The organism is Streptomyces sp. NBC_00212, assembly GCF_045206365.1.
GTDB lineage: Bacteria > Actinomycetota > Actinomycetes > Streptomycetales > Streptomycetaceae > Streptomyces.
On sequence record NZ_CP108115.1, the window covers coordinates 7,919,902 to 7,945,028 of the forward strand.

Annotated in this window: 20 protein-coding genes and 2 pseudogenes; 15 read left to right on the forward strand and 7 right to left on the reverse strand. The window is 69.2% G+C overall.

Annotated elements, in window-relative coordinates; all coding sequences use genetic code 11:
* Positions 1-160: 160 nt before the first annotated feature.
* The 3 genes from OHA17_RS36175 to OHA17_RS36185 all read right to left on the reverse strand — a co-directional run bounded on the left by OHA17_RS36175 (position 161) and on the right by OHA17_RS36185 (position 4,183).
* Positions 161-1,000, reverse strand: coding sequence for a helix-turn-helix domain-containing protein (locus OHA17_RS36175; RefSeq protein ID WP_406510905.1), 840 nt, complete (start codon positions 998-1,000; stop codon positions 161-163).
* A gap of 859 nt (positions 1,001-1,859) precedes the next feature.
* On the reverse strand, positions 1,860-2,585 hold the full coding sequence (locus OHA17_RS36180; protein ID WP_406510906.1) for an SDR family NAD(P)-dependent oxidoreductase: 726 nt from the start codon (positions 2,583-2,585) through the stop codon (positions 1,860-1,862).
* Positions 2,585-4,183, reverse strand: a complete 1,599-nt coding sequence (locus tag OHA17_RS36185; protein ID WP_406510011.1) for an FAD-dependent oxidoreductase — start codon at positions 4,181-4,183, stop codon at positions 2,585-2,587. Before OHA17_RS36185 ends, OHA17_RS36180 begins: the two co-directional genes overlap by 1 nt.
* Before the next feature lie 1,254 nt (positions 4,184-5,437).
* Here OHA17_RS36185 and OHA17_RS36190 point away from each other — a divergent pair.
* The 14 genes and pseudogenes from OHA17_RS36190 to OHA17_RS36255 form a co-directional block, all read left to right on the forward strand.
* Positions 5,438-5,869, forward strand: a complete 432-nt coding sequence (locus tag OHA17_RS36190; protein ID WP_406510012.1) for a VOC family protein — start codon at positions 5,438-5,440, stop codon at positions 5,867-5,869.
* On the forward strand, positions 5,866-7,965 hold the full coding sequence (gene rfaE2, locus OHA17_RS36195) for a D-glycero-beta-D-manno-heptose 1-phosphate adenylyltransferase (protein WP_406510013.1): 2,100 nt from the start codon (positions 5,866-5,868) through the stop codon (positions 7,963-7,965). The genes OHA17_RS36190 and rfaE2 overlap by 4 nt, the downstream gene beginning before the upstream one ends.
* 79 nt (positions 7,966-8,044) lie before the next feature.
* On the forward strand, positions 8,045-9,010 hold the full coding sequence (locus OHA17_RS36200) for an NAD-dependent epimerase/dehydratase family protein (protein WP_406510014.1): 966 nt from the start codon (positions 8,045-8,047) through the stop codon (positions 9,008-9,010).
* A 63-nt stretch (positions 9,011-9,073) separates the two neighbouring features.
* Positions 9,074-9,676, forward strand: coding sequence for a GNAT family N-acetyltransferase (locus OHA17_RS36205; protein WP_406510015.1), 603 nt, complete (start codon positions 9,074-9,076; stop codon positions 9,674-9,676).
* A gap of 179 nt (positions 9,677-9,855) precedes the next feature.
* On the forward strand, positions 9,856-10,776 hold the full coding sequence (locus tag OHA17_RS36210; RefSeq protein ID WP_406510016.1) for a glycosyltransferase family 9 protein: 921 nt from the start codon (positions 9,856-9,858) through the stop codon (positions 10,774-10,776).
* Positions 10,773-11,855, forward strand: coding sequence for a GNAT family N-acetyltransferase (locus tag OHA17_RS36215; protein ID WP_406510017.1), 1,083 nt, complete (start codon positions 10,773-10,775; stop codon positions 11,853-11,855). Before OHA17_RS36210 ends, OHA17_RS36215 begins: the two co-directional genes overlap by 4 nt.
* 32 nt (positions 11,856-11,887) lie before the next feature.
* A complete protein-coding gene (locus OHA17_RS36220; RefSeq protein ID WP_406510018.1) occupies positions 11,888-13,135 on the forward strand; it encodes a DegT/DnrJ/EryC1/StrS family aminotransferase in 1,248 nt (415 codons plus the stop codon).
* An 85-nt stretch (positions 13,136-13,220) separates the two neighbouring features.
* A complete protein-coding gene (locus OHA17_RS36225; protein WP_406510019.1) occupies positions 13,221-14,210 on the forward strand; it encodes a GNAT family N-acetyltransferase in 990 nt (329 codons plus the stop codon).
* A 102-nt stretch (positions 14,211-14,312) separates the two neighbouring features.
* Positions 14,313-15,734, forward strand: a complete 1,422-nt coding sequence (locus OHA17_RS36230; RefSeq protein WP_406510020.1) for an FAD-dependent oxidoreductase — start codon at positions 14,313-14,315, stop codon at positions 15,732-15,734.
* Between the two features lie 44 nt (positions 15,735-15,778).
* Complete coding sequence (locus OHA17_RS36235; protein WP_406510021.1) at positions 15,779-16,645, forward strand: sugar phosphate isomerase/epimerase family protein; 867 nt, start codon at positions 15,779-15,781, stop codon at positions 16,643-16,645.
* Positions 16,646-16,751: 106 nt separating this feature from the next.
* Positions 16,752-17,990: an MFS transporter gene (locus OHA17_RS36240; protein ID WP_406510022.1), complete on the forward strand. Its 1,239-nt coding sequence runs from the start codon at positions 16,752-16,754 to the stop codon at positions 17,988-17,990.
* A gap of 196 nt (positions 17,991-18,186) precedes the next feature.
* Positions 18,187-18,813 carry a D-glycero-alpha-D-manno-heptose-1,7-bisphosphate 7-phosphatase gene (locus OHA17_RS36245; protein WP_406510023.1) on the forward strand — a complete coding sequence of 209 codons (627 nt, stop codon included), beginning with the start codon at positions 18,187-18,189 and terminating at the stop codon, positions 18,811-18,813.
* Between the two features lie 28 nt (positions 18,814-18,841).
* Complete coding sequence (locus OHA17_RS36250; RefSeq protein ID WP_406510024.1) at positions 18,842-19,726, forward strand: sterol desaturase family protein; 885 nt, start codon at positions 18,842-18,844, stop codon at positions 19,724-19,726.
* A gap of 96 nt (positions 19,727-19,822) precedes the next feature.
* A pseudogene (locus OHA17_RS36255) lies at positions 19,823-19,945 on the forward strand (hypothetical protein); the annotation flags it as partial.
* Here OHA17_RS36255 and OHA17_RS36260 read toward each other — a convergent pair.
* Together OHA17_RS36260 and OHA17_RS36265 are read right to left on the reverse strand one after the other, a co-directional pair.
* The gene (locus OHA17_RS36260; protein ID WP_406510025.1) at positions 19,935-20,741 is read right to left on the reverse strand and encodes a helix-turn-helix domain-containing protein; all 807 of its coding nucleotides are present in this window, start codon (positions 20,739-20,741) and stop codon (positions 19,935-19,937) included. The pseudogene OHA17_RS36255 and the gene OHA17_RS36260 sit on opposite strands and share 11 nt — an antisense overlap.
* 186 nt (positions 20,742-20,927) lie before the next feature.
* Positions 20,928-21,758: a helix-turn-helix transcriptional regulator gene (locus OHA17_RS36265; protein WP_406510026.1), complete on the reverse strand. Its 831-nt coding sequence runs from the start codon at positions 21,756-21,758 to the stop codon at positions 20,928-20,930.
* A 239-nt stretch (positions 21,759-21,997) separates the two neighbouring features.
* Between OHA17_RS36265 and OHA17_RS36270 the strand changes: the two genes are divergently transcribed.
* The gene (locus OHA17_RS36270; protein WP_406510027.1) at positions 21,998-22,411 is read left to right on the forward strand and encodes a hypothetical protein; all 414 of its coding nucleotides are present in this window, start codon (positions 21,998-22,000) and stop codon (positions 22,409-22,411) included.
* Positions 22,412-22,483: 72 nt separating this feature from the next.
* On the opposite strand, the gene OHA17_RS36275 is transcribed toward OHA17_RS36270, so the two are convergent.
* Positions 22,484-23,749, reverse strand: a complete 1,266-nt coding sequence (locus OHA17_RS36275) for a serine hydrolase domain-containing protein (RefSeq protein WP_406510028.1) — start codon at positions 23,747-23,749, stop codon at positions 22,484-22,486.
* A gap of 571 nt (positions 23,750-24,320) precedes the next feature.
* Positions 24,321-25,064: pseudogene (locus OHA17_RS36280) on the reverse strand (sigma-70 family RNA polymerase sigma factor); the annotation flags it as partial.
* Positions 25,065-25,127: the final 63 nt, after the last annotated feature.

Below are 25,127 nucleotides of genomic sequence, written 5' to 3' on the forward strand. Positions count from 1 at the left end.
GCCCGAGCTCCGAAAAGGGGAGCCGGTTTGTTCCGGCGGGGTGGTGCGTGTGGTGGGTGGTTTGGGGGCCGTTGTACTCCGGCTCACCGGGGTCCAGTACGCGGAGGAGGGGCGTGGTGACTGCCACCGCCGTGATCGGAGAGGCAGCGGCTTGGGAGTGTCATGTCGGCTGGGATCGCTGGCGGTACTGGAGGGGTGAGCAGCCCAGGTGTTTTTTGAAGACGCGGGCGAAGTTTCCCGGGTTGGGGAAGCCGCAGCGGCTGCCGACCTGGGATATGAGTTCGTTGCTCGTGGTGAGGAGGCGGCACGCGGTGTCGACACGTAATTCGGTCAGGTACTGTACGGGCGTTTTTCCCGTGGCGGCGGCGAATTGGCGTACGAAGTGGTAGCGGCTGAGTAAGGCTTCCTTGGCCATGTCTTCGAGGGTGATGTGCGATGCCAGGTGCTCGTGCATGTAGTCGGTCACCGCGAGCAGTCGCTCCGGGTTGAGGCCCGGAGTGTCCGACCGTAGGTCGTGGTGCGGGTGGAGCAGATGGGCGGTCAGGTAGTGGGCCGCTCTGAACGCGTAGTGCTCGCCCACCCCGGCGTCGTGGGCACGCAGTAGACCGGGGGCCATGGCCGCGGCCACGGGGTCGAAAACCCGCGGAGTCTCCAGGGCCGACAGGTCACGAACGGCGACCTCCGGATGTTCGTCCGCGTAGTACCGAAAGTGCTGTGTAGGCAGTGCGATAAAGGCAACCTCTGCGCGCTGCTTCACTGCCGGTGGCCGCATAAGCCGTACCGCGCTCTTGCCGACGAGGCGAGAGGTGTCTCCGGAGACGAGTGTGGTCTGATGCCAGCCCGAACCGTCCAGGTATTCCACCTGGCATAAGCCATGCAGAAGCGCCACGATAGTGAACCAGTCCTGGGGTGGCTGGTATGTCATACGCCCCTGATCGGGAATGAATCGCCTCTCGATGGTCAGCGAATTCCACAGCGGAGCACTACGAGGGTCGGCCATTGTCACGTAGCCTTTCTGGCAGGTACTGCTCGGGTGCCCACCGCCTCAGAGCCTCTTCGCCCTTTCAAAGTCCGGTTGAGTGGGTGAAGTCGCTGGTCACAGGGTGGTGGCGATGTTCGGTGGGCACGGTACGAACAGATGGAGGCTCCCGTCGCAGACGGATGACCTTGCCAGTCGCCGTCTTGAACCGGAGCCTCAATGTGCCGTCAGTCTGCCACTGGCTGTCTCGTCAAGTCGCCTTCGCCGGGGGAGAGTTCAGGGTTGTCGCCGACCGATCGGCTGGTTCAGGCCGCCAAGCCCACGCCGTCGTCGCGGCGTGCGTTTCCCGTACGTGGCGGTGCTGCTGATCGCCGCGCCCGCGGCGCTGGCGGGCGCGCGTTCGTATGTGGCGATCGGGCAGTGGCGCGGAATACTCCTGGCGTGACGGCTCCATGACAAATCCGTCGCGGTCCTTGTCGAAGGGCCAGGATGCCCGCTCGGGCGCTTCGCTGTGGGTGGACAGTGCTCGTCGGGGACCCGCCGACGCCCATACCCACCACCACGCCCAACCGGACCAGATCCACATCGGGAGAGCCCGCGTCCGCCCATGCCTCACGGGCGGCGATGAGTGCGGCTCCCTGGCTGTGATCGAGCCGCGGTCGCTGGACGCGGTCCCGACATCGGCCGGATCCATCCCCCCCCGGACGTCCGCGATACGGACGGGTAGCCGGTCGGTCCAGAAGGTCTCCCGTGTGGGGATACCGGACCCACTACCAGGAGAGCGGATCAGGTGGACGGCAGATCGGCACCGAGTGGCGTCGTGGTGCCCATGCCGGCGACCACGACGTCCGTACTTTTCGGGGTATCGGCAGTGGATCGGTCAGTGCGCCTCATACGCACGTTTCGCGAGGGCGTCCGCAGCCATGTAGCCACCATCCACAGTGATTTCCGTGCCGGTGACAAAGCGGGCGCCGTCGGTGAGGAGGAAGGCCACTACCGAGGCGATGTCGCTGGGGAACCCGTTGCGCCCCAGGGGAGTCAATCCGGCTGATTCCGCAGGTGCGTCGACGTCGATGTAGCAGGGCGAGACGCCGTTGACGCGGATTCCGGATGGCCCGAGCACATTGGCGAGGCTCTTGGTCAGGTTCGTGAGCGCCGCCTTGCTCGCCGAGTAGGCGAGTGAATCGAATGAGCCCAGCGTCCCCGCCGTGCTGGAGATATTGACGACTGAACTGTCGCGTGGCATGGCGGGGGCGAGCGCGATCGTGGTGGCCAGTGGGCCCCGGAGGTTGACGTCAAATACCTTGTCCCAGGAGTCCAGACTGGACTCCCAGGAAGCGAATTCGATCACTGCGGCGTTGTTCACGATCCCGTGGAACGGGCCGCTGGCGGCCAATTGCCTGAGCGTGGCCGCTGATTCCTCCCGGTCCAGGTGATTGAGGTGGACCATCTCCTTGATGCCGAGGGCAAGGAGTTCCTCCGCGTCGGACGCGCCGGTGTTGTACGTGCCGACGACGGTTGCTCCGTGCCTGGCCAGGTCGAGCGCGATGCCCCGGCCGATGTCCTTCGAGGCTCCGGTGACCAGGACACGCTTGTCCGTCAGCATCACGCGTCCACCTCCGATGTCACGGGGTGTGCCTGTCGGCCATGAGCGGCGGCCAGGACGTGGGCCAGTCGCCGCGCGAGAGCCAGGGTGGTGAGGGAGGGGTTGGCGGCACCCATGCGGGGAAAGGTCGCCGGCCCGCAGGCGTAGAGGCCCGGGACGGCGGTGAACGCGTGGCGATCGTCGAGTACGTCCCCCAGCGGCAGCGTGCAACCCTCGTGGTCCTCAGTACCCAGCAGGCTTGACCAAGTGAAGGGCCCTTCGGACGTCTCCGCGCCGATCGACTCCGGCAGTACGAACGCGTTGGTGCGAACCGGGTGGTCGAAGTCGTCGAAAGCCAGGGGCGTGGCGGTGAGACCGAACTCGGCGGCCAACTGGCTCCAGACCTCGTCCAGTACTTGGCGCTGGCGTCCGATGACGTCCCGGTCTGCCGGGGCCAGAGCCGCCGTTACGGTGGTGCGCCACGGGTACTCGCCAGCCGGCTCGCATGTGACGTGGCTACCGGTCCCGGGCACCTGCTCCCCTGTGAGCCGCACGTCGAACAGCAGGACGTCGGGTTCGGGCCGTTCGACCGTGACGAACAGGTTCGACCGGGCTCCGTCCTCGCACGCAGTCACGTACGAGCCGGGTGTGATATCCGACAAGCCGCGAGGTGCCCTGGCGTCGCCGGAGTCGCCGGAGTCGCCGGAGGCGCGCACGCGCAGGAAGAAGCCCTGGACGATGTGGTCGGTGAGCCCGTTCAGCCGGGGCGGGCGGCTGGGGTCGGTCGCACGAAGCACCTGGATGGCCAGTCTGCTGCTCTCGATGGTCCCGGCGGCCAGGACCACCGAGTCCGCAGCGATCCGGCGGCCCTTGGCGTTCGGGCCGGTTTCCCGGACGTGGACGCCGCGGGCCCGCCCGTCCTTGACGTCGACCGAGAGGACTTCGGTGCCGCACAGGAACCGGATACCGCGCGGGCCGTCCAGCGCGGCGCCCGTCACCGGGTGCCGCCAATGGTCCAGCGGGGAGTAGGCGTACCAGCGGCCGTCGTCACCGAACCGGGTTTCGGCCTGCGGGGTGCGGACAAGACGGAATCCCCCGACCTTCAGCACCGGTTGCTGCGAGTCGAGTCGGGTCGGATCTATGCCGAGGTCTGCCGCGACCTGCTCGTAGAGCGGGCGGCCGCCCTGCCAGGAGCCGCGCAGGTCGGTCACGATGGACTCCGGCCAGTCGGCCAGCGCCCAGTCCTCAACCGGCAGGGACGCGCCGTACCAGTACAGCGAGCGTCCACCGAGGCGCCTGCGCAGACCGGCATTGGCGGCGTAGTGCGGAGCGGAGTCCGATGCCCAGCAACGCTGGAAGTGCGGGTCGCCGACAGGATCGAGGAAGGTGCGCAGCGCCTCATCGGGGTTGTGCGCGGAGTTGATGTGCAGCAGATCCCGCGCGGGTCCGGCTTCGATGACCAGGACGTCGTCGACACCGAGAGCGGCCAGCTGCCGGGCCACTTCGAGCCCGGCGAGCCCACCACCGACGATCACGACCCGACAGCGCGGGTCATCGGTGTTCGGAGCCGCGGGCCACTGCCATTCGGCGAGATCTGAGGGGAGATCAGCTGTCGACACGGTGGGTTCTCCGTATTGAGTCCGTCGGGTCAGTGCACGCGGCCTACGGATCAGGGTCGTGGTGTGCGGCGCGAAAGGCCTGGCCGGTCGCCGCCTCGTGTGTCCTGGGGCTCGACGCGCTCTGTCCCTGAGAAGAAGAAATGTCGAGCGAGCAGTGGACACCTGCTCTGGTTTCTGCGGACGGTTGAGAAGGGCTGGAGATCGGCCCTGGCGCAGGGTGAGTATCTTTATCTGCGCCGGTACGCTGGATAGCGGCATTTGCGTAAAGCCCTTGGACCCGCGTTGCGTTGTTGGGATCCTGCGGTGTGGTGCCGCGCTTGTCAACCCCTGGCCTGTGGCGGTTCCGATTGCCGCTCACTGTTTCTGCAAGTCGACGCTGCCATGCACGGATTGGCCGGTGGAGCACTCGCCTTGAATTTTTGATGAATTCCGTAGGCCGCGACAGCCTCATAGGCGCCCCCCAACTCTAGGGACTCAAGTGGACAGAGGTTGACCGGAATTGCGCAGTCCATGGCCGATGTTGCGAGTGATCGTGTGGATCGTCCGACGGGCAGGTGATTGACTCGCGCACGAGTACGGCAACGCGACTGACCGGTCCGAGCGGGACGCGAGGGCGGGACGGCCGACCGGAGGGGTACCGCCACCGGCGGAGCCCACCCGCCCCGACAAGGGCCGACGGGTTCGGAGTGTCCTCACCGCACATGGCCGTTGCAACCCGGGCGGTCCGCGGGGTGATCTCCCATGGTCATCGCGTCAGCGAGTCCGCCTCGCGGAAAGCCGGCACACCTTGACCTGGATCACCGACCCGGCATGCCGCCTCAACTGCGCGCACAGCAGCCCGCCTCGTCGGACGGTCCATATGGTCACTCGCAACATTGGCCATGGACTGCGCAACTCCGGGCAACTGTTCTCCACTTGAGTCCATAGAGTTGTCCCTCGGCAACGATCAATGGGCTTGCCCGTCATGGCCGGCGACTTGATCTTGCGTAACGAGGGGGGATGCGGCGCCGGTCGTGACCGACGGGTTTCATCAGGAATTCCGGCTCGTGCACCAACCGTATCAGGGCGGCATGTCCCGAATGACCCGTCGGCCAATTCAGTCAACGGCGGCATCGATTCACAAACTGCCGCCCGTCCGCTCCTGCCAGCCTGTAACCGGAGAGTGCCTTGGACTCTGAGAAACCGGACTCCGCCAAATCGGATGTGGCCGTATCAGGTGGAGAAACTCCGTCACCCCTGAAGGAGGGTCGCGACTTGGGCAGCGAGTCGCTGGACTGTGCGCACCCGGTCACCTCGGTCGCGGCCTTCGACCACATCAGGCTGGACGTGGCGGACATCGACATCGCCGAACGGTTCTATGCCGACGCACTCGGGCTGTCCAGCGTCGTGCGCTACGAGTTGGCCGATCGCGTCATCCTGCAGATGGCGCCGGATGGCAGACCGGCGGGTGTAGAGCTGTGGCAGGAGCGCGACCTCGTGCCGGCCCCGCACCCCACGCACCATGTCGCGTTTCGCGTCGCCGACGTCCCGGCATTGGTGGAACACATTCGCGCGCTGGGCTACCGAGTGGTCACCGAGCCGCACCGGATCGAGCAGGAGACGGTGGCGTTCGTGGCCGACCCCGATCGCCACACCATCGAACTCAACGACTTTCTGGGGCGTCCAACAGTAGGAGCACCAGCATGACGGCCGACACCTCAACTGCCACGGACTACCTGAAACAGCTCACCGCGGCCCTGCCCGAGCTCGACCTGTCCCGGGTCGCCGACTGGGGTGCACGGCTGGCCCAGTTGGGCAGCGGCGGCCGGCGTCTGCTGGTGGCCGGCAACGGCGGGTCCGCGGCGCAGGCCCAACACCTGACGGCTGAGCTGGTGGGCCGATTCCAGACCGAACGCCGGCCGATGTCCGCGTTGTCGCTGCACGCCGAGACGTCTTCGGTCACCGCGATCAGCAACGACTACGGCTACGAGCAGGTCTTCGCCCGGCAGGTGCGGGCACACGCGCGTCCGGGCGACGTGGTGCTGCTCATGTCCGGCTCCGGCCGCAGCGCGAACCTGTTGCGCGCCGCGGAGGCCGCGCGGGAGGTCGGCGCGGTGACCTGGGCGCTGACAGGACCGGCACCCAACCCGCTGGCAACGCTGGTGGACGAAGCGGTGACCGTGACGGCGCAGGCGTTGTCCACGGTGCAGGAATGCCACCTCGTGGTGATCCACCTGATGTGTGCCGCCATGGACGCCGCCGTCGCCGCCAGGCACGACACTGCCACGGACGCCGTCGGTTCCGCCCCGTCCGCGCCGCCGCCCTCGTCCGCGTCGTCACCGGAGCCGGTGGGGGAACGGCGGACGGCTGCGGCACGCGGAGACCGCCCGCACCTGGTGGTGGTCGGCGACGCCTTCCTCGACCGCGACCACCTTGGCCGCGTGGAGCGGGTCGCGTCCGACGAGCCGGCCCTGGTCGTGACCGGCGGCACCACACACGTACGCCCCGGTGGTGCCGCGCTGGCCGCTGTGCTGAGCGCGCGACAGGGCTACCCGGTCACCCTCGTCACCGCGCTCGGCCAGGACACGGTCGGCGACCAGCTGCGCACCCTGCTCGGCGAGGCGCGAGTCGAGGTGGTCGACCTCGGCCTTGACGGCTCGACCGCGGTCAAGACGCGGATCCGCGCGGCCGGGCGCACCGTGATGATGCTGGACGAGCACGACGTCTGCCCGCCCGTCGGGCGCGAGGGCGAAACGGCACTCGCCGCGGCACGGCGCGTGCTGATGGCCGCCGGCGGCGTCCTGGTGTCCGACTACGGTCGGGGCATCACCGCGCACCCCGGCCTGCGTGCCGTACTGACTGAGGCGGCCCGGCGATCCTCACTGGTCTGGGACCCGCATCCGCGCGGTGCCGTGCCGGTCCCGCACACCGCGGTCGTGACGCCGAACAGCCGGGAAGCCCGGCTGATCGCCTCCCTCACGGGCGGCGACACGTTGTCCGACGACGTCGAAGCGGCCCGTGCGGTGTGGCGCGAGTGGGGGCCGGTCCAGGTGGCGCTCACCCGGCACGAGCATGGCGCTGTCCTGCTCGCCGACGTGGATCTGCCGCCGCTGGTCGTGCCCACGACAGTTGCCGCGGGAGGAAAGGCCGACCCCTGCGGTGCGGGCGACTTCTTCGCCGGTCACCTCGCCACCATGCTGGCCTGCGGCCAGTTGCCCAGCGAAGCGGTGGCATCGGCGGTGGAGGCAGCCTCGGCGTACGTCGCGGCAGGTGGTCCCAGGTCCCTGGACCATCCGCCCGACGACGGCTCACCCATGACGGGGCTCTCGAATGCCGGGCCCGCGGCGAGCGGGCAAGGGGCGATCGAGCTCGCCGGTGCGGTCCGTGCCAGGGGCGGCACCGTGGTCGCCGCCGGGGGATGCTTCGACCTGCTGCACGCAGGGCACGTCCGGCTCCTCGAACAGGCGCGCCAACTGGGTGACTGCCTGATCGTCTGCCTGAACAGCGACGACTCGCTGTCCCGCCTGAAAGGCCCGTCGCGCCCGATCGTTCCGGCGGCGCAACGCGCTCTCGTACTCGAAGCACTCGCTTCCGTCGACGCCGTTGTGGTGTTTGACGAGGACACCCCCGAAGCGGCCATACGCGCGCTGCGTCCCGCGATCTGGGTCAAGGGCGGCGACTACTCGGGGATGGAGATTCCGGAGGACAAGCTGGTCAGCTCCCTGGGCGGACGAACCGTGGTCGTACCCTTCGTCGCCGGCTGGTCGACGTCGTCGCTGATCGAGTCGGCACGGACACGGTGATGACGAGACTCCGTCCCCTTCACTTCCGCACGGTTTCCCCACGTCCGGTCACGCGGCCCGGACCACAAGGGCGGCAGGCATGAGCCGACGGAGCGTGCTCGTCACCGGAGCGGCCGGTTTCATCGGCAGGCACGTGGCACGGGCCTGTCTGAACGCCGGGTACCGGGTGACCACGGTGGACCTCACCACGCCGCCACCCGACCTGTGCCGGGACACCACCGTCCACACCGGTTCCTTCGACGACCCGGCGATCCTCCACGCGGTGGAGGCCGGCCAGTTCGCAGCGGTGCTTCACCTCGGCGCGATCAGCAGCACGGTCGAGGAGAACCGGCAGGCCCTTGAGCAGACGAACGTCACCGGGCCGGCGGCGCTGGCGGAGTGCTGTGAGCGCAGCGGCACACGGTTCGTCTACGCGTCCTCGTCCAGCGTCTACGGAGAGATCGCCGCGCGGCGGCCGCTGCCGGAAACCGCACTGGGATCCACCGCGTGCTCCGGCCCGCTGAACGCGTACGCCCGTTCAAAGGCCTCGTTCGACACGCACATGACCACCCGGTTCGGCGTCGACGGCGGACCGGGATGGGCGGGACTGCGGTTCACCAACGTCTTCGGCGCGGGGGAGCGGCACAAGAAGTCGATGGCCTCCATCATCGGCCAACTGCTCCTCGCGACCGCGCGGCAGGAACCGCTCACGGTCTTCGCCGACACCTTGGAGGCGTGCCGGGACTACGTTCCCGTCGCCACGGTCGCGCAGACCTGTGTCCTCATGGCTGATCCCGCGGCGCCCTCCGGGATCTTCAACCTCGGATCGGGCCACGCGACGAGCTTCGCCGAACTGCTCCGCTGGTGTTCGGAGTTCGCGCAGGCACCGCTGAACGTGCGACTGGTCCCGAACCCTCACATCGGCCGGTACCAGTACTGGACCTGCGCTGACATGTCAGCTCTGGACGCATCGCTCCCGACGCGGCCCCGGCCGGGCCCGGTCGAGCTGCGGAGCGCTGCCCATGAGCTGTATCTGCATTTCAAAAACACGAACGACCGTAGCTGAAGGCACGTCAGCCGGAGCACGGATCCAGCCGATCGATGGAATGACCGCAGGGATGGAGAACACGTGAGTATTGAGACGGTCGTGGTGAGCAAGGACCAACTGGACATGCTCATGCCTCTCATTGTCGAGCAGCAGCACGACTGCGGAAAGAAGGTCGACCTGCCCAGTACCCGCACCTTCTTCGAGGGAATTGTCGGCCTTGAGGCGACCTTCCAGATCATGGCCGTCGAAGACGGGGTCGCCGTGGGCCTGGCGATGGTCGATCCCATTCCGAACCTTCAGTTCGCCGACAAAGTGGCGTATGTGCACGACGTCTACGTGACCGAATCCCTTCGTGGCAGCCTGGGCATCGGAGCACTCCTGGTGGCCGCGGCATTCGTCGAGTCGATGCGGCGCGGTTATGAGTTCGCCGAAGGCGAGACCGAGCCGGACAACAATGCCGCGCGGAGGCTCTATGTCCGGCTGGCGGAAAAGCTGGGAGTCGGCTGCAAGGAAGTCGACTCGGTGCGTTACCTCCTGGACCTGCGTCCCGGCATCGAGCGGGCGCACACCGAGCCGGGCTATCTGGACCGCCTCGGTAACCCTCGGCTCCTCAGCCGTCTGGGTGCTCGACCGGGAGCCGGTAGCCGGCGCGTCATCCATGCCGCGCCGGCGGAACTCGACTGACGACGGCCGCGCCCGCACGAGCCAGGTGGGCCGGCCATCGACCAGTCCGTGGACGCTGACTTGGAAGGGCAAGAATGCGTACGGCAATGGCCGTCATAAACGAAGGCGTGGGCAACGGAATCATCGCGGCACCACTCCTGGCGGCGTTCGAGCGGTGTCATCCGGGATGGCGCTACTTCATGGCACCGAACATCGCACTCGACACCGAATGGGTGCGTACGGCGGTCGGCATGCGCGGTGCTTCCGGGACTTTCCCGGCGCTGTGGCGACGTTTCCTGCCGATTCACCGGGAGGAACTGTGGAACTTCATCGATCGCAACGGTGTGGAACTGGTCGTCAACCTCAGAATGGAGTCCGCCGAAGAGGACGGAAACTACTTCGAGTTCCGGGCGGAGGCGACGAAAAGGGGAGTCGAGTGCTGGGATCTGCACGAACTGGGAGACCGGCCGCAGCGGCTGCCCTTCGGTGAGCAGGCCGCCAGTCTCCTGCGCGCGCACGACGTCCCTGTCGACCTGAACCGCCCGGCCTGGCTCATCGACCGGCGACAACCACGTCCCGGCGTGGTCGGCTGCTACGTCGGTGCCAGCGCCGCCGTCAAACGCTGGCCTGCGCACGACTGGTCGACCCTGATCACGCGGCTGGACGACCGGGGACTGAACGTCGAAGTCGCGGTCGGCCTCGGAGCGGACGAGCAGGCACTGGCACGACGGCTGTCCTCGGTGCCCGGCGTCACCGACACGGTGTTCCTGCACTCGCTGGAGGCCCTGCGTGACTGGATCGCCGGGCTGGACGTGCTGGTCAGCAACGACACGCTGGCCGTACACCTGGCGGCCGCCCTGGGCTGCCCGGTGGTCACCCTGTACCTGGCGACCGACGGTGACATCTGGTCACCGACGGCGGCCCCGGAGGTCTCGCGGGTCGTGCAGAGCGCCTTCGCGCTGTCTTGTTCCTACATGAAGCCGAACGGCACCTGCCGCCGCTACTACACCGGCTGTCCCGCCCCGTGCGCGGCCGATGTGCGCCCGGCCGACGTGCTGATCGAGCTGGACCAACTGGAGTGGAGTATGCGGCAATTGAGCAACCAGAAGGTGGTCAAATGACCCGTCGGCGCGCGATCGCGGTTCTCGGTGGCCGGCCCGGCAATGCGGGAGCCGACGTCCTGCGCCTGGCGGAGAAGATCGGCGAAGAGCTCGCCCGGCGTGGCTACGGTCTGGTCAGCGGCGGCGAGGGTGGCGTGGCGGCCGCGGCCAACAAGGGCTGCCAGGCGGTCGGCGGCGACACACTCGCGCTGCTGAAGTGGAACCGGCTGTCCGACGCCGAGGACGGAACCACCTGGGCCCTGCCCACGTCGATGGACCTGGCCCGGAGCAACATCCTCAACTGGTGCGGCGACGGCATGATCGCGTTCGAGGGCCGGTACGGCACGCTCACCGAGATCGGTCTCGCCCTGGACACGGGACGCCCGCTGCTGGTCCTGGGCAACCACCCGTTCCTGACCGCCGAGGCGTTCGCGGCGCCCACGTGCCGCGTCGTGCCGGACCCGCGGCCGGAGCACGCCGCCGAGCTGGTCGACCTCCTGGAGAAGTTGATCGAGGCCGGTGAGCAGGCATCGGCACGACCCGGTGCCGCCGTCGTCGAGGACGACCAGGTCGACGAGAGCGGTATCGGGTTGCGGCGTGCGATACCGGAGGACATCGAGCTGTTCCGCCGAACGTTCGGCGACAGAGACGTGCTGGCGTGGCGGGCGCTGGAACCCACCGACGGGGTGCTCAGCAGATTCCAGCACGAACGCTGCCTGGTGATGCTCGAACACCACCGTCCTGTCGGCTTCCTTGAGTACCGCACGGAGGCTGACGCGGAGTTCGAACACATCCGGGTCGAGGCGCTGGCGGTGTCCGATGCGGCCGACCGGGGCCGGGAGATCGGGACACGGGCGTTGAGACTGTTCGCCGGGTCGGTGTTCGCCGCCGACGGACACCGCATCACCGCTGCGCCCAATGCCGACAACGGGGCCGCTGTGCGATGCCTGGCGAAGGTGGGATTCCGGCACGTCGGCCGGATGAGGGCGTACGAACGCCACCACGGCGCCTGGCGGGACGCGCTCCTGATGGACCTGGTCCCGAGCGACCTGGCCGACAAGCCGCCCCAGCCACCGCAGACCGCGGTCGGCCACAGGTAACAGGACAGACTCGGACGAAAGGAGGGATCGCCATGGCAGGACCAGGAGTTTCCCGAATAGGCCCGGAAGAAGAGGCCGAGCTGCTGAGCGTCGTACGTGAGCGAGAGCTGAGCCGGTACCGCTTCGACGACCACGACGCGTCCGCACCGCCGTCGAAGGTTTCACGGTTCGAGCAGGAATTCCGCGCCCTGACCGGTGCACGCCACTGCCTGGGCATGAACAGCTGCACCAGTGCTCTGTACGCCGGGCTGCTCGCCGCGGGCATCGGTCCCGGCGACGAGGTGATCGTGCCGGGCTACACCTTCATCGCCTCGATGGCCGGGGTCGCCCACACCGGGGCCGAGCCGGTGCTCGCCGAGATCGACGAGAGCCTGCTGCTCGATCCGGCTGACGTGGCTTCGAAGATCACCTCGCGTACGAAGGCGGTGATCGCCGTCCACATGCTCGGAGCGCCGTGTGACCTCGATGCCCTGGACGCCGTCACCCGTGAGCACGGGCTGCTGCTCGTGGAGGACTGCGCGCAGGCCGGTGGCGGCACGTATCGCGGTCGGCACCTGGGCACGGTCGGTGGATTCGGCGCGTTCAGTCTCAACGTCTTCAAGACCTTCACGGCGGGCGACGGCGGCGTGCTGCTCACCGACGACGACGAGCTGTACGAGACGGCTTTCGCCCTGCACGACCACGGCGCCGCGCCGTTGCGGCAGGGCGTCACCGACGGGCCGCCGCTGTTCGGCCTGAATCTGCGGATGCACGAGCTGACCGGCGCGTTCGCGCTCGCCCAAGTGCGCAAACTGCCGGACATCCTGCGGACGTTGCGGGCCAACCGGGACACGTTCGCGGACGCGATCGGCGACCTGCCCGGAGCGACACGGCGCCGACTGCACGACCCGGACGGCGACTGCGCCACGGTGCTCGCGTACACCTTCGCGTCCGCGGCCATCGCCGGCGAGGTGGCGGCCCGACTGGGCACGATCACCCTGAGCCAGTCGGGCAAACACAACTACGCCAACATGTCGCAGCTGCGGCCGGATCTCCTTGTCGCGACGGACTCCAGGAGGCGCAGGCCGGATCGCGCCGTCTCGCGTCGGTCGTATCCACCGGGCAGCCTCCCGCGCACGGACGACCTGCTCAGCCGCAGCATCGCGTTGAGCGTCGGGGTGGTCGACTCCTACCTCGGCAGCGGAGTGGGCATCGACGTGACCGCCGACGACGACACGATCGAGGCCGCGGCGCGGCTGTTCAGGACCACGGTGGAGGACGTGGCCAAGGCGGCGTCATGAGGGTGGCACGGGACCCCGGCTCCGCATCCGAAACGGCTCTGCCGACCTGTGGCGAGCAGGCGTCGCGGTGGAAGGGACGCACCGGATGAATGCCGTCGCCTTCGAGTACGGTGCGCGGGCCGCGACGGATTTCCTGGACGCGCACCGGCTCTCGGCGCGGACGCCTTTCCAGACGTGCGGCTGGTGGCGGGCGTGGATTCGTGAGGCGGCGGAAGCGGAGGGCACGACCCCGGTGCTGGTCCACATGGCGCGCGGCGATCGGCCCACCCTGGTGGTCGGCCTGCAGTTGCACCAGGACGGTGGCACGGCACTCCTGCGCCCGTTGTCCTGGCCGTGGGCCGACTACAACGAGGTCGCGGAGGTGGGCGACCCGCCACCCACCGGACCCGACATCGAGGGTCTGGCCGTGGCCATTGACCGCTGTCAGCGGGAGTTCGGCGCCCGGCTGGAGCTGAGCAACCTCATCGCCGACGGACCGCTGCTGCGCGCCGTGTCCGAGTTGGGAGCCACGTCCCGGCCATCGGACACGGTGTTCCGCCTCGACCTCACCGACCCCGACATCGTCCGACGCGTCAGCGAGCGGCGGGACATGCGGCGAAAGCGCCGCCGCATCGAGCGCCTCGGCAAGCTCCGGCTCACCTGCGCGGACACCGCGGAGCGGGTCGTCGCCCGGCTGCCGGCCTTCATCGAGCTGCATACGCAGCAGTGGAGTCAACGGCCCGACGCGGTGGCGCCGTTCGACGGCGGCGTGGTCGACCGGACGTACGCCGCCGTCGCGGCCGAGCCGTCCAGCGCCGCGCGCATACACGAGTTGTGGCTGGACGAAACCCTGCTCGCCGGATGGTTCGGCTTCTGGCACGAGCGTACGTACTACGCCTATCGTTCGGCCTACCACCTGGGCCACGGCCGCGACTCGCCGGGGCATCTGCTGACAGCCGCGATGGTGACCGAACTCGCCGCCCAGGGCACGGACACCTTCGATCTGACCCGCGGCGCCTACGGCTACAAGCTCGAACTGCCCAGCAGCCGCGCGCCCACCATGACGGCGAGCCGGGAGCAACCGTGCCGGGCGTGACAACGCCCCCGATTCGCGCCGCCCGGGCGGTCGTCTCACTGCCGGATGACAACACATCGGACTACGAACAACCGTGGGGTGTCAGTGGAACCGTTGGCCGAGGTGGAGACACTCGTGGTCGGCGCCGGAATGGCCGGCCTCGCAACGGCGGCGGAACTCGGCCGACGGGGCCGGGGTTCGGTGGCCGTACTGGAGGCCGGGCCCGACCGGGGCCGCACCCATATTCAGAACGAACGCTCCCCGGCCGAGGCGCTCCGGCTCTGGCTGCATCCGGAGACCGACCCCGACTTCCGCCGTCCGTACCGGACAGCCAACGGGGCCTACCGCGACCTGGCCGGCCTGCGCCGACGGGTCGGCGGCCGCTCGCTCTACTGGGGTGGCGTGCTGCTGCCCGTCGAGCGCTGGGCCCTCACCGAGCAGTGGCCGGAAGCGGTCGTCACCGAACTGACCGAGACGTGGGACGGCGGACCGTCTCTGTACCAGCGGGTCGTCGACGACGTGGTCGGGTGGGGCGCCGAGCCTCCTGGAGCACCCGGGCTGACCCTTGGCGCGATGGAGTTCGACCGCACGCCGCACGCCACCCGCACGGAACCCGCCGGAGGGTGGAGCGCGTTCAGCCCGCTGGCGTGGTGGGACGACGACGGCGATCCGAGGGTGCGCCGTGTGCCGATCCTCGCCGGCCACGACGTCGCGGGAGTCCGCGTCGAACACGGCAGGGCGACTGGCGTGCGGGTCCGCACCGAGGACGGTGAGCTGCGTGACCTGCGGGCGAACCGGGTGGTGCTGGCAGCCGGTACGGTCGTGAACAGCCGCCTCGCGATCCAGGCCCTGGCCGCTTCGGACGCCGCCACACCGCGGGAACTGCCCGGACTCGTCGACAAGATCTCACAAGGGTTCACGGTCGCCTTCACCGATCCCGGACGGCTGCCCGATGCCGTCCGGGCGGCTGCTCACGAGGGCCACGTCTACCACCGGAGCGGTACAGCCAGTACCCGGTCCAACCAGTTCGTGCGCTTCACCGAAGGGGCCAACGGCACGGTCAACCTGGACAGTTGGGCCATGGGCGAGCAGCGCCGGGGCCCGCACAGCCAGGTGCGGTGCGACGGTCACGGCGAATGGCCCTGGCCGACGACCGTGCACGCCCCGCTCGAAGCGGGCGATGAGCCGGTGCTCGCCGCCCAGCGACACCTGCTCGGAGAACTGTGGGCCGAAATGGCGCAGTTGACCGGAGTGCCGGCCGACAAGCTCCACTTCTCGGCGCGGCACGGCTCGCCCGACCTGGCCGACCGGCTGACAGCGGTCCGCACACCGACGCCGCTCACCTACAGCTTCCCGCTCGGCTCCGAGCAACACGAGGCGGGCACCCTGGCCTTCGGTGAAGTCCTCGACGAGGAGCACCAGTTCACCGCCGTACCGGGTCTGTACGCGTGTGGTCCGTCGGTCATGCCACGCACCGGGGCGGCGAATCCGTCGATGACAACGCTCGCGCTCAGCAAGCGACTTGGAGCGATCCTCGCCGGGTGACACGTACCCGAAGCGGCCAGATGAGAGGAAGTCCCATGCGAGGAATGTCGATCGCGGTGTCCGGCACCGAATTCACGGACACCGACGGCGTGGACGGCCTGATCGAAATGGCCAGGTCCGCTCAGTGCGACGCGGTGGAATTCTGGTATCCGAAGAACGCCGTGCGGGACGGTGTCGACGCCGCGCTCCGCAAACTCGACCGTGCCGGGCTGCGGATAGCGTGCGTGTCGACCCCCAGCCAGCTGTACGGCGCCGGCGAAGCGGACGGCGTCCCGCTTCTCCACGAGGCGATCACGCTGGCGGCGCGGACCGGCAGCGACCGGGTGAACACCTACTTCGGTCACGCGCCGCTGGTCGACGACCAGCGTGCGATCGCGGCATACGCCGGCGCGCTGGCACCGGTCCTCGACCATGCCGGGTCGGAGAACGTGGTGGTCGTGCTGGAGAACGAGTTCGACGCGTTCGGATGGGACCCGGTCGGGTCCGACATCAGTAGACGGCCGACAGCGTTGGCGGAGCTGTTCGCCCGGGTCGACTCGCCCTGGTTCGGATTGAACTTCGATGCCGCGAACTTCCTCTGCGCGGGAGTCTCCCCGGCCCGCGACGCATTGCCCCCGCTCCTGCCGTGGGTGCGCTATGCCCACGTGAAGGACGTGTGCCGAGCGTCGGAGGAGACCCCGCACGACGGCTGGATCCGCTTCACCGATCACGGCATGGCCTACGACACGGCGTCTCTCGGCACCGGGGAACTGGACTGGCCGGCGATGATCACAAGCCTGGCGACCGCGGGCTACGACGGGTACCTCACGCTCGAACCACACTGCGTGCCGTCGATTCTCCCGGCCGAGACGGCCGGGGCAGCCGCGTACCTGCGCGACGTGATCAAAGTTCACGCGCCGTCCCACCCATGACCGGGAGGGACCCTCGCGCCGCGGCTGAGCGGCAACCACGGGCGCCGAGCTACGAGGAGTACCCGCTGTGCTCAACCGCCAGCACCCCCGACCCGACGGAGGCGTCGTGACCACCACGGCCGACGAGCCGTCACTGTGGCGCAACCGCGACTTCGTCACGCTCTGGAGCGGTCAGGTCGTCTCCACCCTCGGCGCCCGGATCAGCGCGACAGCGATGCCGCTGCTCGTCCTGGCCACGACCGGCTCGCCCGCCGACGCGGGCCTCGTCGGAGCCGCCGGCACCCTGCCCTTTCTCGTCGCCTACTTACCGGCCGGCCCGCTCGTGGACCGGTACAACCGTCACCGGATCCTGCTGACCAGCGAGATCCTGGCCGGTCTCGCTCTGTCCACCGTGCCGATCGCCCTGTGGCTGGGGCTGCTGACGGTCGCTCAGCTCATCGTGGTCGCGTTCGTCCAAGGGCTGTGCTTCGTGTTCTTCAGCCTGGCGGAGACGGCCGCCCTTCCCAGGATCGTGCCGGCCGTCCTGCTGCCCGCGGCCGTGGCCCAGAACGAAGCCCGCAGCCGGGGCGCCGCCCTGGCCGGTGGACCGCTCGGCGGCCTGCTCTTCGGAATCGACCGGGCCCTGCCCTTCCTGGCCGACGCGATCTCCTACGCCGCCGCCTCCGCCGCGCTGCTGTTCCTCCGCAAGGACCTGCAGAGCAAGACGACCGCGCCGGCCGAGCCGCTGTGGCAGGCGACCCTGACAGGACTGCGCTGGATCTGGCGCCACCCGCTCATCCGCACGGCGGTCCTGCTGATCACCGCCACCAACCTGGTCTTCCAGGCGCTCGTGCTGACCGTCGTCGTCCTCGCCCAACGCCACGGTGCGACCCCCGGCGCCATCGGAACCATGCTCGGCATCTACTCCGGCGGCGGACTCGTCGGCGCTCTGGTGGCCACCAGAGCCCACCGTCACTTCACCCCCAAAATGGTCATCATCGGGGTCAACTGGATCTGGGCCGCACTCCTGCCGCTCTTCCTGTTCACCACCGACCCCCTGCAGATCGGGGTGATCGGCGCGGCCACCTCGTTCATCGGACCCATGTGGAACGTAGTGATCTTCAGCTACACCGCGCTCCTGGTCCCCAACGAGATCCTGGGCCGGGTCACCAGTGCGGCGATGACCCTCGCCTGGGGCGTCATGCCCGTCGGTTCGCTCGGCGCCGGACTGTTGCTGACCACCGTGGGCCCCAACGGTGCCGTCCTCGCCCTCACCACCATCATGGTCGTCACAGCGGTCTGCGCGACCATCAGCCCGGCCGTTCGCCATGCCCCGCCGCTGAGCGCACCCGAGGGAACGGTCTGAGGGCGCGCTCTGTCCCCACCCGGCCAGTTGCTCGTCCCGTACCCGTGTTCGTCCGTCCGGCCAAGGAATGACCCGTGATGACGTCAAGCCGCGAGCTCGTTCACACATCAGCAACCGCCCAACCCGCAGACTCCTTCCAGGGGACGGAAACCCAAGAGCCCGAACCGTTCCACGCCTTCGGCACCCGTACAGCGGCATGACCACCCCGGCGCGCACCGGAGCGCTTCGGCGGCCTGCGGTGTTCCTCGACCGCGACGGCACCCTCACCGAACCCCGGCACTACCCGTCCCGCCCCGAGGACCTGGTACTCCAAGCGGACATCGGGCCACCGCTGCGCGCGCTCCAGCGCTACGGTTTCGCCCTGATCGTGGTCACCAACCAGAGCGGACTGGCCCGCGGCCTGATCGACGAGGCCGCCATCGCACCGATGCACCGGCGGCTGCGGGAACTCCTGGCCCGCCACCGGGTCCAGCTGGACGCGATCTACCTGTGCCCGCACCATCCGGGCGGTACCGTGCCGCGGTTCTCCATCGCCTGTTCCTGTCGCAAGCCCGCCCCCGGAATGCTCCACCAGGCCGTCGGCGACCTCGGCTGTGACCTGTCCTCCTCGTGGATGGTCGGCGACTCCGTCTGCGACATCGAGGCCGGCCACGGCGCCGGAACCCGCACCGCCCTCGTCGGCCCACAGCCTCTCGCCGGTGTCGTACCGACCCTGTACCGGACCTCGACAGCCCAAGCACTCACCGCCATCGCGGGCTCAGAGATCCCCGGGCCTGCGGCAGCAATACCGGGCGCCCACCAGGCAACAGGCGTCAACTTCTGAATTGGGGGGCCGCCTATCATTCCTGTCCATGTCGAACCTCCCCGACGTCGTCATCTGGTCCATACCTGCCTTCGCGTTGCTCACCGTCGTCGAAATCATCCTCGTCCGGCTGCATCCCGACGACGAGGACGCCGGATACGAAGCCAAGGACGCGGCGACCAGTGTCAGCATGGGGATCGGCAGTCTCTTCTTCGGTTTCCTGTGGAAGTTCCAGGATGTCGCGGTCTACGGCGTCGTCTACGAACTGACGCCGCTGCGCGTGCCGTTACTGTGGTGGACCCTTCCGCTTTTGCTGCTCGCGCAGGACTTCCTCTCCTACTGGTCCCACCGGAGCCACCACGTCATCCGGATCCTGTGGGCCTGCCATGTCGTCCACCACTCCAGCCGGAAGTTCAATCTGACCACCGCGCTGCGCCAACCCTGGATGACGTTCACCGTAGGGTTCTACTTCCTGCCGATGGTCGCCGTCGGTGTGCATCCGGCGGTGCTGGCATTCTGCAACTCCCTGAACCTCGCCTATCAGTTCTGGGTGCACACCGAGCGCATCGACAAAATGCCCCGATGGTTTGAGTTCGTCTTCAACACGCCGTCGCACCACCGTGTGCACCACGCGTCCCAGGGCAACTATCTGGACCGCAATTACGGCGGGGTCCTCATCATCTGGGACCGGCTTTTCGGATCGTTCGTCGCGGAGACCGAGCGGCCCGTTTACGGGCTGACCAAGAACATCCGGACGTACAACCCGCTGAAGGTCGCCGCGCACGAGTACATGGCCATCGCCAAGGACATCAAGATGGCCCACAGCTGGAGCGAGCGGGTCGGCCGCGTGTTCCGCGACCCCGGCTGGCAGCCGCAGAACGGGACGCCCGTCGCGGTCTCGGCGGCGCCCGTGGCCAAGGAACCCGCCAAGTGAGACCGTTGCGCGCCGAGCGCGGGACCGTGCGCGCCGGCATCGCGGTGATGCGGGACCGCCTGGCCGATCCGCCGACGCTCACCGAACTCGCTGCGGGTGTGCACCACTTCATCCGGGTGCTCCGGGTACGCCACCGGACAGACGCCGCACCGGTTTCTCACCCGGCTGAGCATCGAGCGCGCGCAACGGCTGCTCACCGAGACCGACCTCACCATCGGGCAGATCGTCCAGCGGTGCGGCTTCGCCAACCCGGGCAGCCTCTCGACGACGTTCCTGGCGCTCGGTGGTGGAACGAGCCTGCGGCCGTGCTCGCGAACTGGCCCACCACCGCGGGAAACCAGGTCAGCCCGTCCGACAACGCGGTCCGCATCCAGAGCATGGCCAACAGCGGCTGGTGTATGGGCAGTTGGGGCGAACGCGGCCCCGTGGCAAGGTCACCCTCGACGGGTGCAATGACGTCCCGCTGCAGCCAGTGGCTGGCCTCTCCGACGAACAGGACCTCCACGCGCATGTTGAGGTGCCCGGCCTCGGGGTGCCGGACGCGATTGCTGATGGTCCGTCGGGCAGCGACGGTGTGGGCCGCCCAACGGGCCGCGAACTCGGGAACGGCACGCACATCGTCGACCAGGTCCTGGAACGCGCGGTCGGAGCCCCAGTCCGGCTCGGCGGCCCGCAGCCAGCCGACTGTCTCGTCCGCCCTCTCCGCCCAAGACGCCTCGTCGAGGATCTGGTGCGCTACGGGGTGCAGGAAGTGGTAGCGGATGAGCTTCTCCTCAACGGACAGGCGCAACGCGTCAGCCAGCGCCGCCAGCACCGCACCGGACGGGTTGGTGTCCCGGCCCTGCTCCAAGCGTTCCAGATACTCGACGCTCAGTCCGGCGAGCGTGGCCAGCTCCCCGCGGCGCAGCCCCGGAGTGCGCCGCCGGCCATGAGAGGCCAGGCCCACCTGCTCCGGCTTGAGCCGCTCCCGGCGTGAACGCAGAAACGCGGCCAAACTGCTTTCGTCGGTCGTCATGCGAGCCAAATCCCCTGAATCGGGCCCGCCGAAAGCTGGGGAGCCCCACAGCGCGGCGGACTGCCTTCAGGGCAACGGAGCGCTTCGGCATCAGCCAGGGCTTCATCGAGCGACTGCGGGCCGCTGGAAACAGCCGTGCTCACGTGATGGCACCACCAGGTGCGGCTGATGCGGTACATGTCTCTGCTACGGGCTGGGGGTCAGGTCCTGGAGGCCAATGACTCGGAGCAGTTCGAGCCGTTCGTAGGTCTGGGTGCCCGGGCGTGCCGAGTGCACTACGAGGCGCTGGCCGTGGTCGTCGGAGAGGAGTCCTTCGCAGTCGAGGTCGAGGGCTCCGACCACGGGATGCAGGATGCGCTTGGGCGAGGGGCGGTGTGCCACGACGTTGTGTGACTGCCAGAGTTTCTCGAACTCCCGTGATGCAGCGCGGAGTTGGACCACCAGGGTGGCTGGGCCGGGGTCGTCGGGGCGGGCGGCGGTGACCGCGCGCAGGTTCGCGACGAAGGCGCTGCCGTGCGCCTCGTGGTCCTCGGGCGGGGTCAGGGACCGGGTGTCGGGGGCCGTGAACCAGCGGTGGATCACGTTCGCTCCTGTGTAGTCGCCGCTCAGGGCCACCGACATGGTGTTCTGTGCGAGGACCTCGCCCCAGTCGCTCAGCACCGCAGCCGGGAGGTCGTGCAGCCGGTCCAGGATAAGCAGCAGTCCCGGGCGGATGTGGTCCAAGGAGCCGCCGGGCCGGGGCGGTTCCTGGCCCGCGAGGTGGAACAGGTGGTCGCGTTCGACGTCGGTGAGGCGCAGGGCTCGGGCGAGGGCGGTGAGCATCTGCCGCGAGGGGTGGGAGCCGCGGCGCTGTTCCAGGCGTGTGTAGTAGTCGGTGGACATTCCGGTGAGCTGGGCGACTTCCTCGCGGCGCAGGCCCGGGGTGCGGCGCCGCGGTCCCGCGCGCAGGCCCACGTCGCAGGGGGCCAGGCGGGTGCGGGCGCGGCGCAGGAAGTCGGCGAGTTCGGCTCGGTCCATGCCTCCAGGGTCCTCCGCACCCGCACGCGTATCCAGTCCGTATCCAGGGAGCGCCGGTCCCTGGATAACCGCGTTCCTTTTCCGGCTCCCGCCGATCCCGCAGGCTTAGGTCATGTCCAGGACGCCGAGGAGACGGCCGTGCTGACAGGCGACTCCGTCGACATCCTGGCTGCCCAAACCGGCGATCCGCCTTCGTGAACTCGTATCGCCGTCATCCACGAATGTGAGGACTCGCCATCATGAAGCATGCTCTGCGTACCACGCTGGCCGGCGCCGTGGCAGCCGTGGCCCTCGCCGTGGCCGTCCCTCCGGCCGTCGCCTCCAGCTCCCAGGTCGACCAGCCGACGAAGGTGCCTTGCTTTGACACGCTCGCCCCCAGGGGGCCGGCCGACCCGGCCCGGATCGGCGCCGGCGCGTACAACCAGGCCCGGAGCATCCTGGCCGTGGCCGGCAGCCAGACCGCGGCCAAGTCCCATCCCGCCCACGGCGTCACCTCCGTACCGGTCCGGTACGGCACCAGCCTCCTGGCCTGCGCACGCGACGAATTCCGGCACAACGACCGCAACGCCCCCAGGAAGCAGTCGGGCATGACGCCCTACCACTACATCGCCATCCACGACGCAGCGCGAACGATGGGCATCACCCGCTGGTGACTTCCCGGCCGCGCACCGGCCACCAGCACCGCAGCGTTCCGGCCCGCCCGGCTCCGAGGGCGTATCGCTGGGTCAGCCGGCCGGTGAAGTCGTCGGCGGGGTGGGCTTGTTGAGCATCGCGCATACCGCGGTGTTCACCAGTGCCCGGTGCGCGGCGGCGGCCTTCGGCGGGGCGATGCCGAAGATGGTGGAGGTGAGCACGGAGACGCTGCGTCGGCCGGTGGTGTCGGTGTAGGTCTCGCTGGAGTACCCGGCGGCCTGCCCGTCGTGGCCCCACACGGTGCCGCACGGGAAGACGACTCTGCGCAGGCCGAGTCCATAACCGTTGCCCTCCGGCGCCTCGGGGTCCTCCGGCACGGTGGTGCGCATCTGGTCCAACTGGGCCTGGGGCAGCAGCTTCCCGGACATGAGGGCAGCGTCGAAGCGGGCCCAGTCGGCGGCGGTGGACACCACTGCGCCCGCTGCCCACAGTGTGCTGGTGTTGTTCCACGTGGTGTCGACGTGCTCACCGCGAGGGGTGCCCGCGAACGCGGTGCCGGGCGGGGTGCCCGGAGGCAGGTACGGGGCGAGGTGAGCGGCGTCGGGTTCGTAACCGCGGGTGAGCCGAGTGTCCCGGTGCTCCCCGACGGCCAGGTAGGTGTGCGCGAGGCCCAGGGGCCGGGCGATCCGCTGCTCGATCTGTGCGGCCAGGCTCTGCCCGGTGACCTTTTCGAGGACGAGGCCGAGAGCGATGTAGTTGGTGTTGCTGTACGAGAACCGCGCGCCCGGCGCGAACAGCGGAGCGTGTGCGATTCCTGCGGCGAGGAGTTCGCGCGGGGTCCACTGGCGGGTGTCCTGGCCGACGAATGCCGCCAGGACAGCCGGGTCGTCGAGGTAGTTGAACAATCCGCTGGTGTGGTTGAGGAGCATCTTCAGCGTGATCGCCGACCCGTCGGGGACCAGGCCGGGCAGCCATGTGTCCAACGGGTCGCTCAGCGCGAGGCGGTGTTCGGCGACCAGTTGCAGGACCAGCGTGGCGACCATCGTCTTGGAGTTGGACCCCATGCGGAACGCGCTCGTCGCCGCGATCTTGTCGTTGGTCCTGGTCCAAGGCGCCTGCCGGGCGAGCGCGACCGGGTGCCCGCGTCCGTCGTCGACCCGCGTGATCACGCCTGGCGCGCCGGCGTCCACGGCCCGCTGGACCGCCTCGGCCAGGCGAGTTCTGGCGGTCGTCTCCGCGTGGCTGCGGGCCGCGGCGGCCGTCGCGCCGGCTGCCGTCGACGCGACGAGGACGGTGGCCAGTGCCAAGGCCAACGCCGCCGGACGGCGGCGACGCAACTGCGGTACGTACTCGGTCATTGCGGTTGACCTCTCCCTGTGGTGCTCAGCTGGACAAGTGCCAGTGTTCTCGCGCCCGCAGGAAAGGCCACGGGTGCTGGGCACCCTCTCAAGGAGAGGTAACCCCCCTGTTTGTACGGGGGTTGGCTGCGGCGCGGCGAAGCGGCGTCAGGCGGTCGGTGTCGGGGCCGCCGGGGTCGGCGGACCTCGGCGACGCGCGGGTCGTGCGGGAAGGGCGCGGAGGCGGCCCGGAGGTTGCTGACCACTCCTCGGGCGGCCGTTTCCCAGTCCGCGTAGACGTGCCCTGCAACAGGCCGCCGTGCACCAGCACCACCGGGTAGCGCCGTGTCACCTGTTCCGGCGCCTCCCAGGCCACGTACGTCGGTCCGCGCTGAACCGTTTTCCCGTCCATGGCCACGCGCACGCCGGGCACCCAGAAGTGCCCACGCCGCGACGTCCTGGCCGTGGTGCCCGCCCAGAACGGGCGCAACTCGCCGATCCGCTCCATGCGTTGGAACGCACGCGCCCGCCGCGCCGTTCGCCTGGGTGCGTCGCACCCCTCCGGCGGCGCCAAGGCCGGCCGGAGGGGGACCTCGACCACGAGGCTGACCGCAGCCTGCCCGCTGTCGGATTCGATCCGGATCGCCGGGGCGCCGTTGAGCCACACCGCCGTGGTCTCGAAAGCGGCCCGGTCGGTGCCGGCGAGCATCGTCGCCACGAGACCGGCCCCGTGGATGGGGACCAGTGCGGCGTCGGCACGCCCGCCGCCGTCAGTGATGAAGACCACGTCCGGCGCCATGATCTCCATCAGGTCCTGGATGCGCCCGGTGTGCAGCGCGGTGACGAACCGAGCCACCACGGCGTTGTGCTCCGACCGGCTCACGCTGACGCGTGACTGCCGAGCGGCGATGTGGCTGCGAGCCCGCCGGGCGATCTGCCGAACCGCGGCGGGGGTCTTGCCCATGGCCTCGGCGACCTCCTCGTACGGGACGTCGAAGACCTCGCGGAGCACGAACACGGCACGCTCGGTGGGGCCGAGCGTTTCCAGGACGGGCAGCATCGCGATGGAGACGCTTTCCGCGAGTTCGACATCGTCGGCGACGTCGGGGTGGGTCAGCAGGGGTTCCGGCAGCCACTCGCCCACATAGTCCTCGCGACGGCGGGAGAGTGTGTGTATGCGGTTGAGTGCCTGCCGGGTGACGGCCCGGACGAGGTACGCCCGTGGGTCGTCGACCTGTGACCGGTCGACGTCGGCCCACCTCAGCCAGGTCTCCTGCAGTACGTCCTCCGCGTCGGCCGCGGAGCCGGGCATCTCGTAGGCGACGGTGAACAGCAGGCTGCGGTGGGCGACTGCGCGCCACGCAGCGCGGCTGGTGCTGAGGGGCGTCCGAGCAGGCCG

Bases quoted from the DNA above. Each gene is read 5' to 3' on its own strand.
- OHA17_RS36175 (WP_406510905.1), bottom strand. From the start codon at position 1,000: ATGGCCGACCCTCGTAGTGCTCCGCTGTGGAATTCGCTGACCATCGAG.
- OHA17_RS36180 (WP_406510906.1), bottom strand. From the start codon at position 2,585: ATGCTGACGGACAAGCGTGTCCTGGTCACCGGAGCCTCGAAGGACATC.
- rfaE2 (WP_406510013.1), top strand. From the start codon at position 5,866: ATGACGGCCGACACCTCAACTGCCACGGACTACCTGAAACAGCTCACC.
- OHA17_RS36200 (WP_406510014.1), top strand. From the start codon at position 8,045: ATGAGCCGACGGAGCGTGCTCGTCACCGGAGCGGCCGGTTTCATCGGC.
- OHA17_RS36210 (WP_406510016.1), top strand. From the start codon at position 9,856: ATGGCACCGAACATCGCACTCGACACCGAATGGGTGCGTACGGCGGTC.
- OHA17_RS36215 (WP_406510017.1), top strand. From the start codon at position 10,773: ATGACCCGTCGGCGCGCGATCGCGGTTCTCGGTGGCCGGCCCGGCAAT.
- OHA17_RS36220 (WP_406510018.1), top strand. From the start codon at position 11,888: ATGGCAGGACCAGGAGTTTCCCGAATAGGCCCGGAAGAAGAGGCCGAG.
- OHA17_RS36225 (WP_406510019.1), top strand. From the start codon at position 13,221: ATGAATGCCGTCGCCTTCGAGTACGGTGCGCGGGCCGCGACGGATTTC.
- OHA17_RS36235 (WP_406510021.1), top strand. From the start codon at position 15,779: ATGTCGATCGCGGTGTCCGGCACCGAATTCACGGACACCGACGGCGTG.
- OHA17_RS36245 (WP_406510023.1), top strand. From the start codon at position 18,187: ATGACCACCCCGGCGCGCACCGGAGCGCTTCGGCGGCCTGCGGTGTTC.
- OHA17_RS36250 (WP_406510024.1), top strand. From the start codon at position 18,842: ATGTCGAACCTCCCCGACGTCGTCATCTGGTCCATACCTGCCTTCGCG.
- OHA17_RS36260 (WP_406510025.1), bottom strand. From the start codon at position 20,741: ATGACGACCGACGAAAGCAGTTTGGCCGCGTTTCTGCGTTCACGCCGG.
- OHA17_RS36265 (WP_406510026.1), bottom strand. From the start codon at position 21,758: ATGGACCGAGCCGAACTCGCCGACTTCCTGCGCCGCGCCCGCACCCGC.
- OHA17_RS36270 (WP_406510027.1), top strand. From the start codon at position 21,998: ATGAAGCATGCTCTGCGTACCACGCTGGCCGGCGCCGTGGCAGCCGTG.
- OHA17_RS36275 (WP_406510028.1), bottom strand. From the start codon at position 23,749: ATGACCGAGTACGTACCGCAGTTGCGTCGCCGCCGTCCGGCGGCGTTG.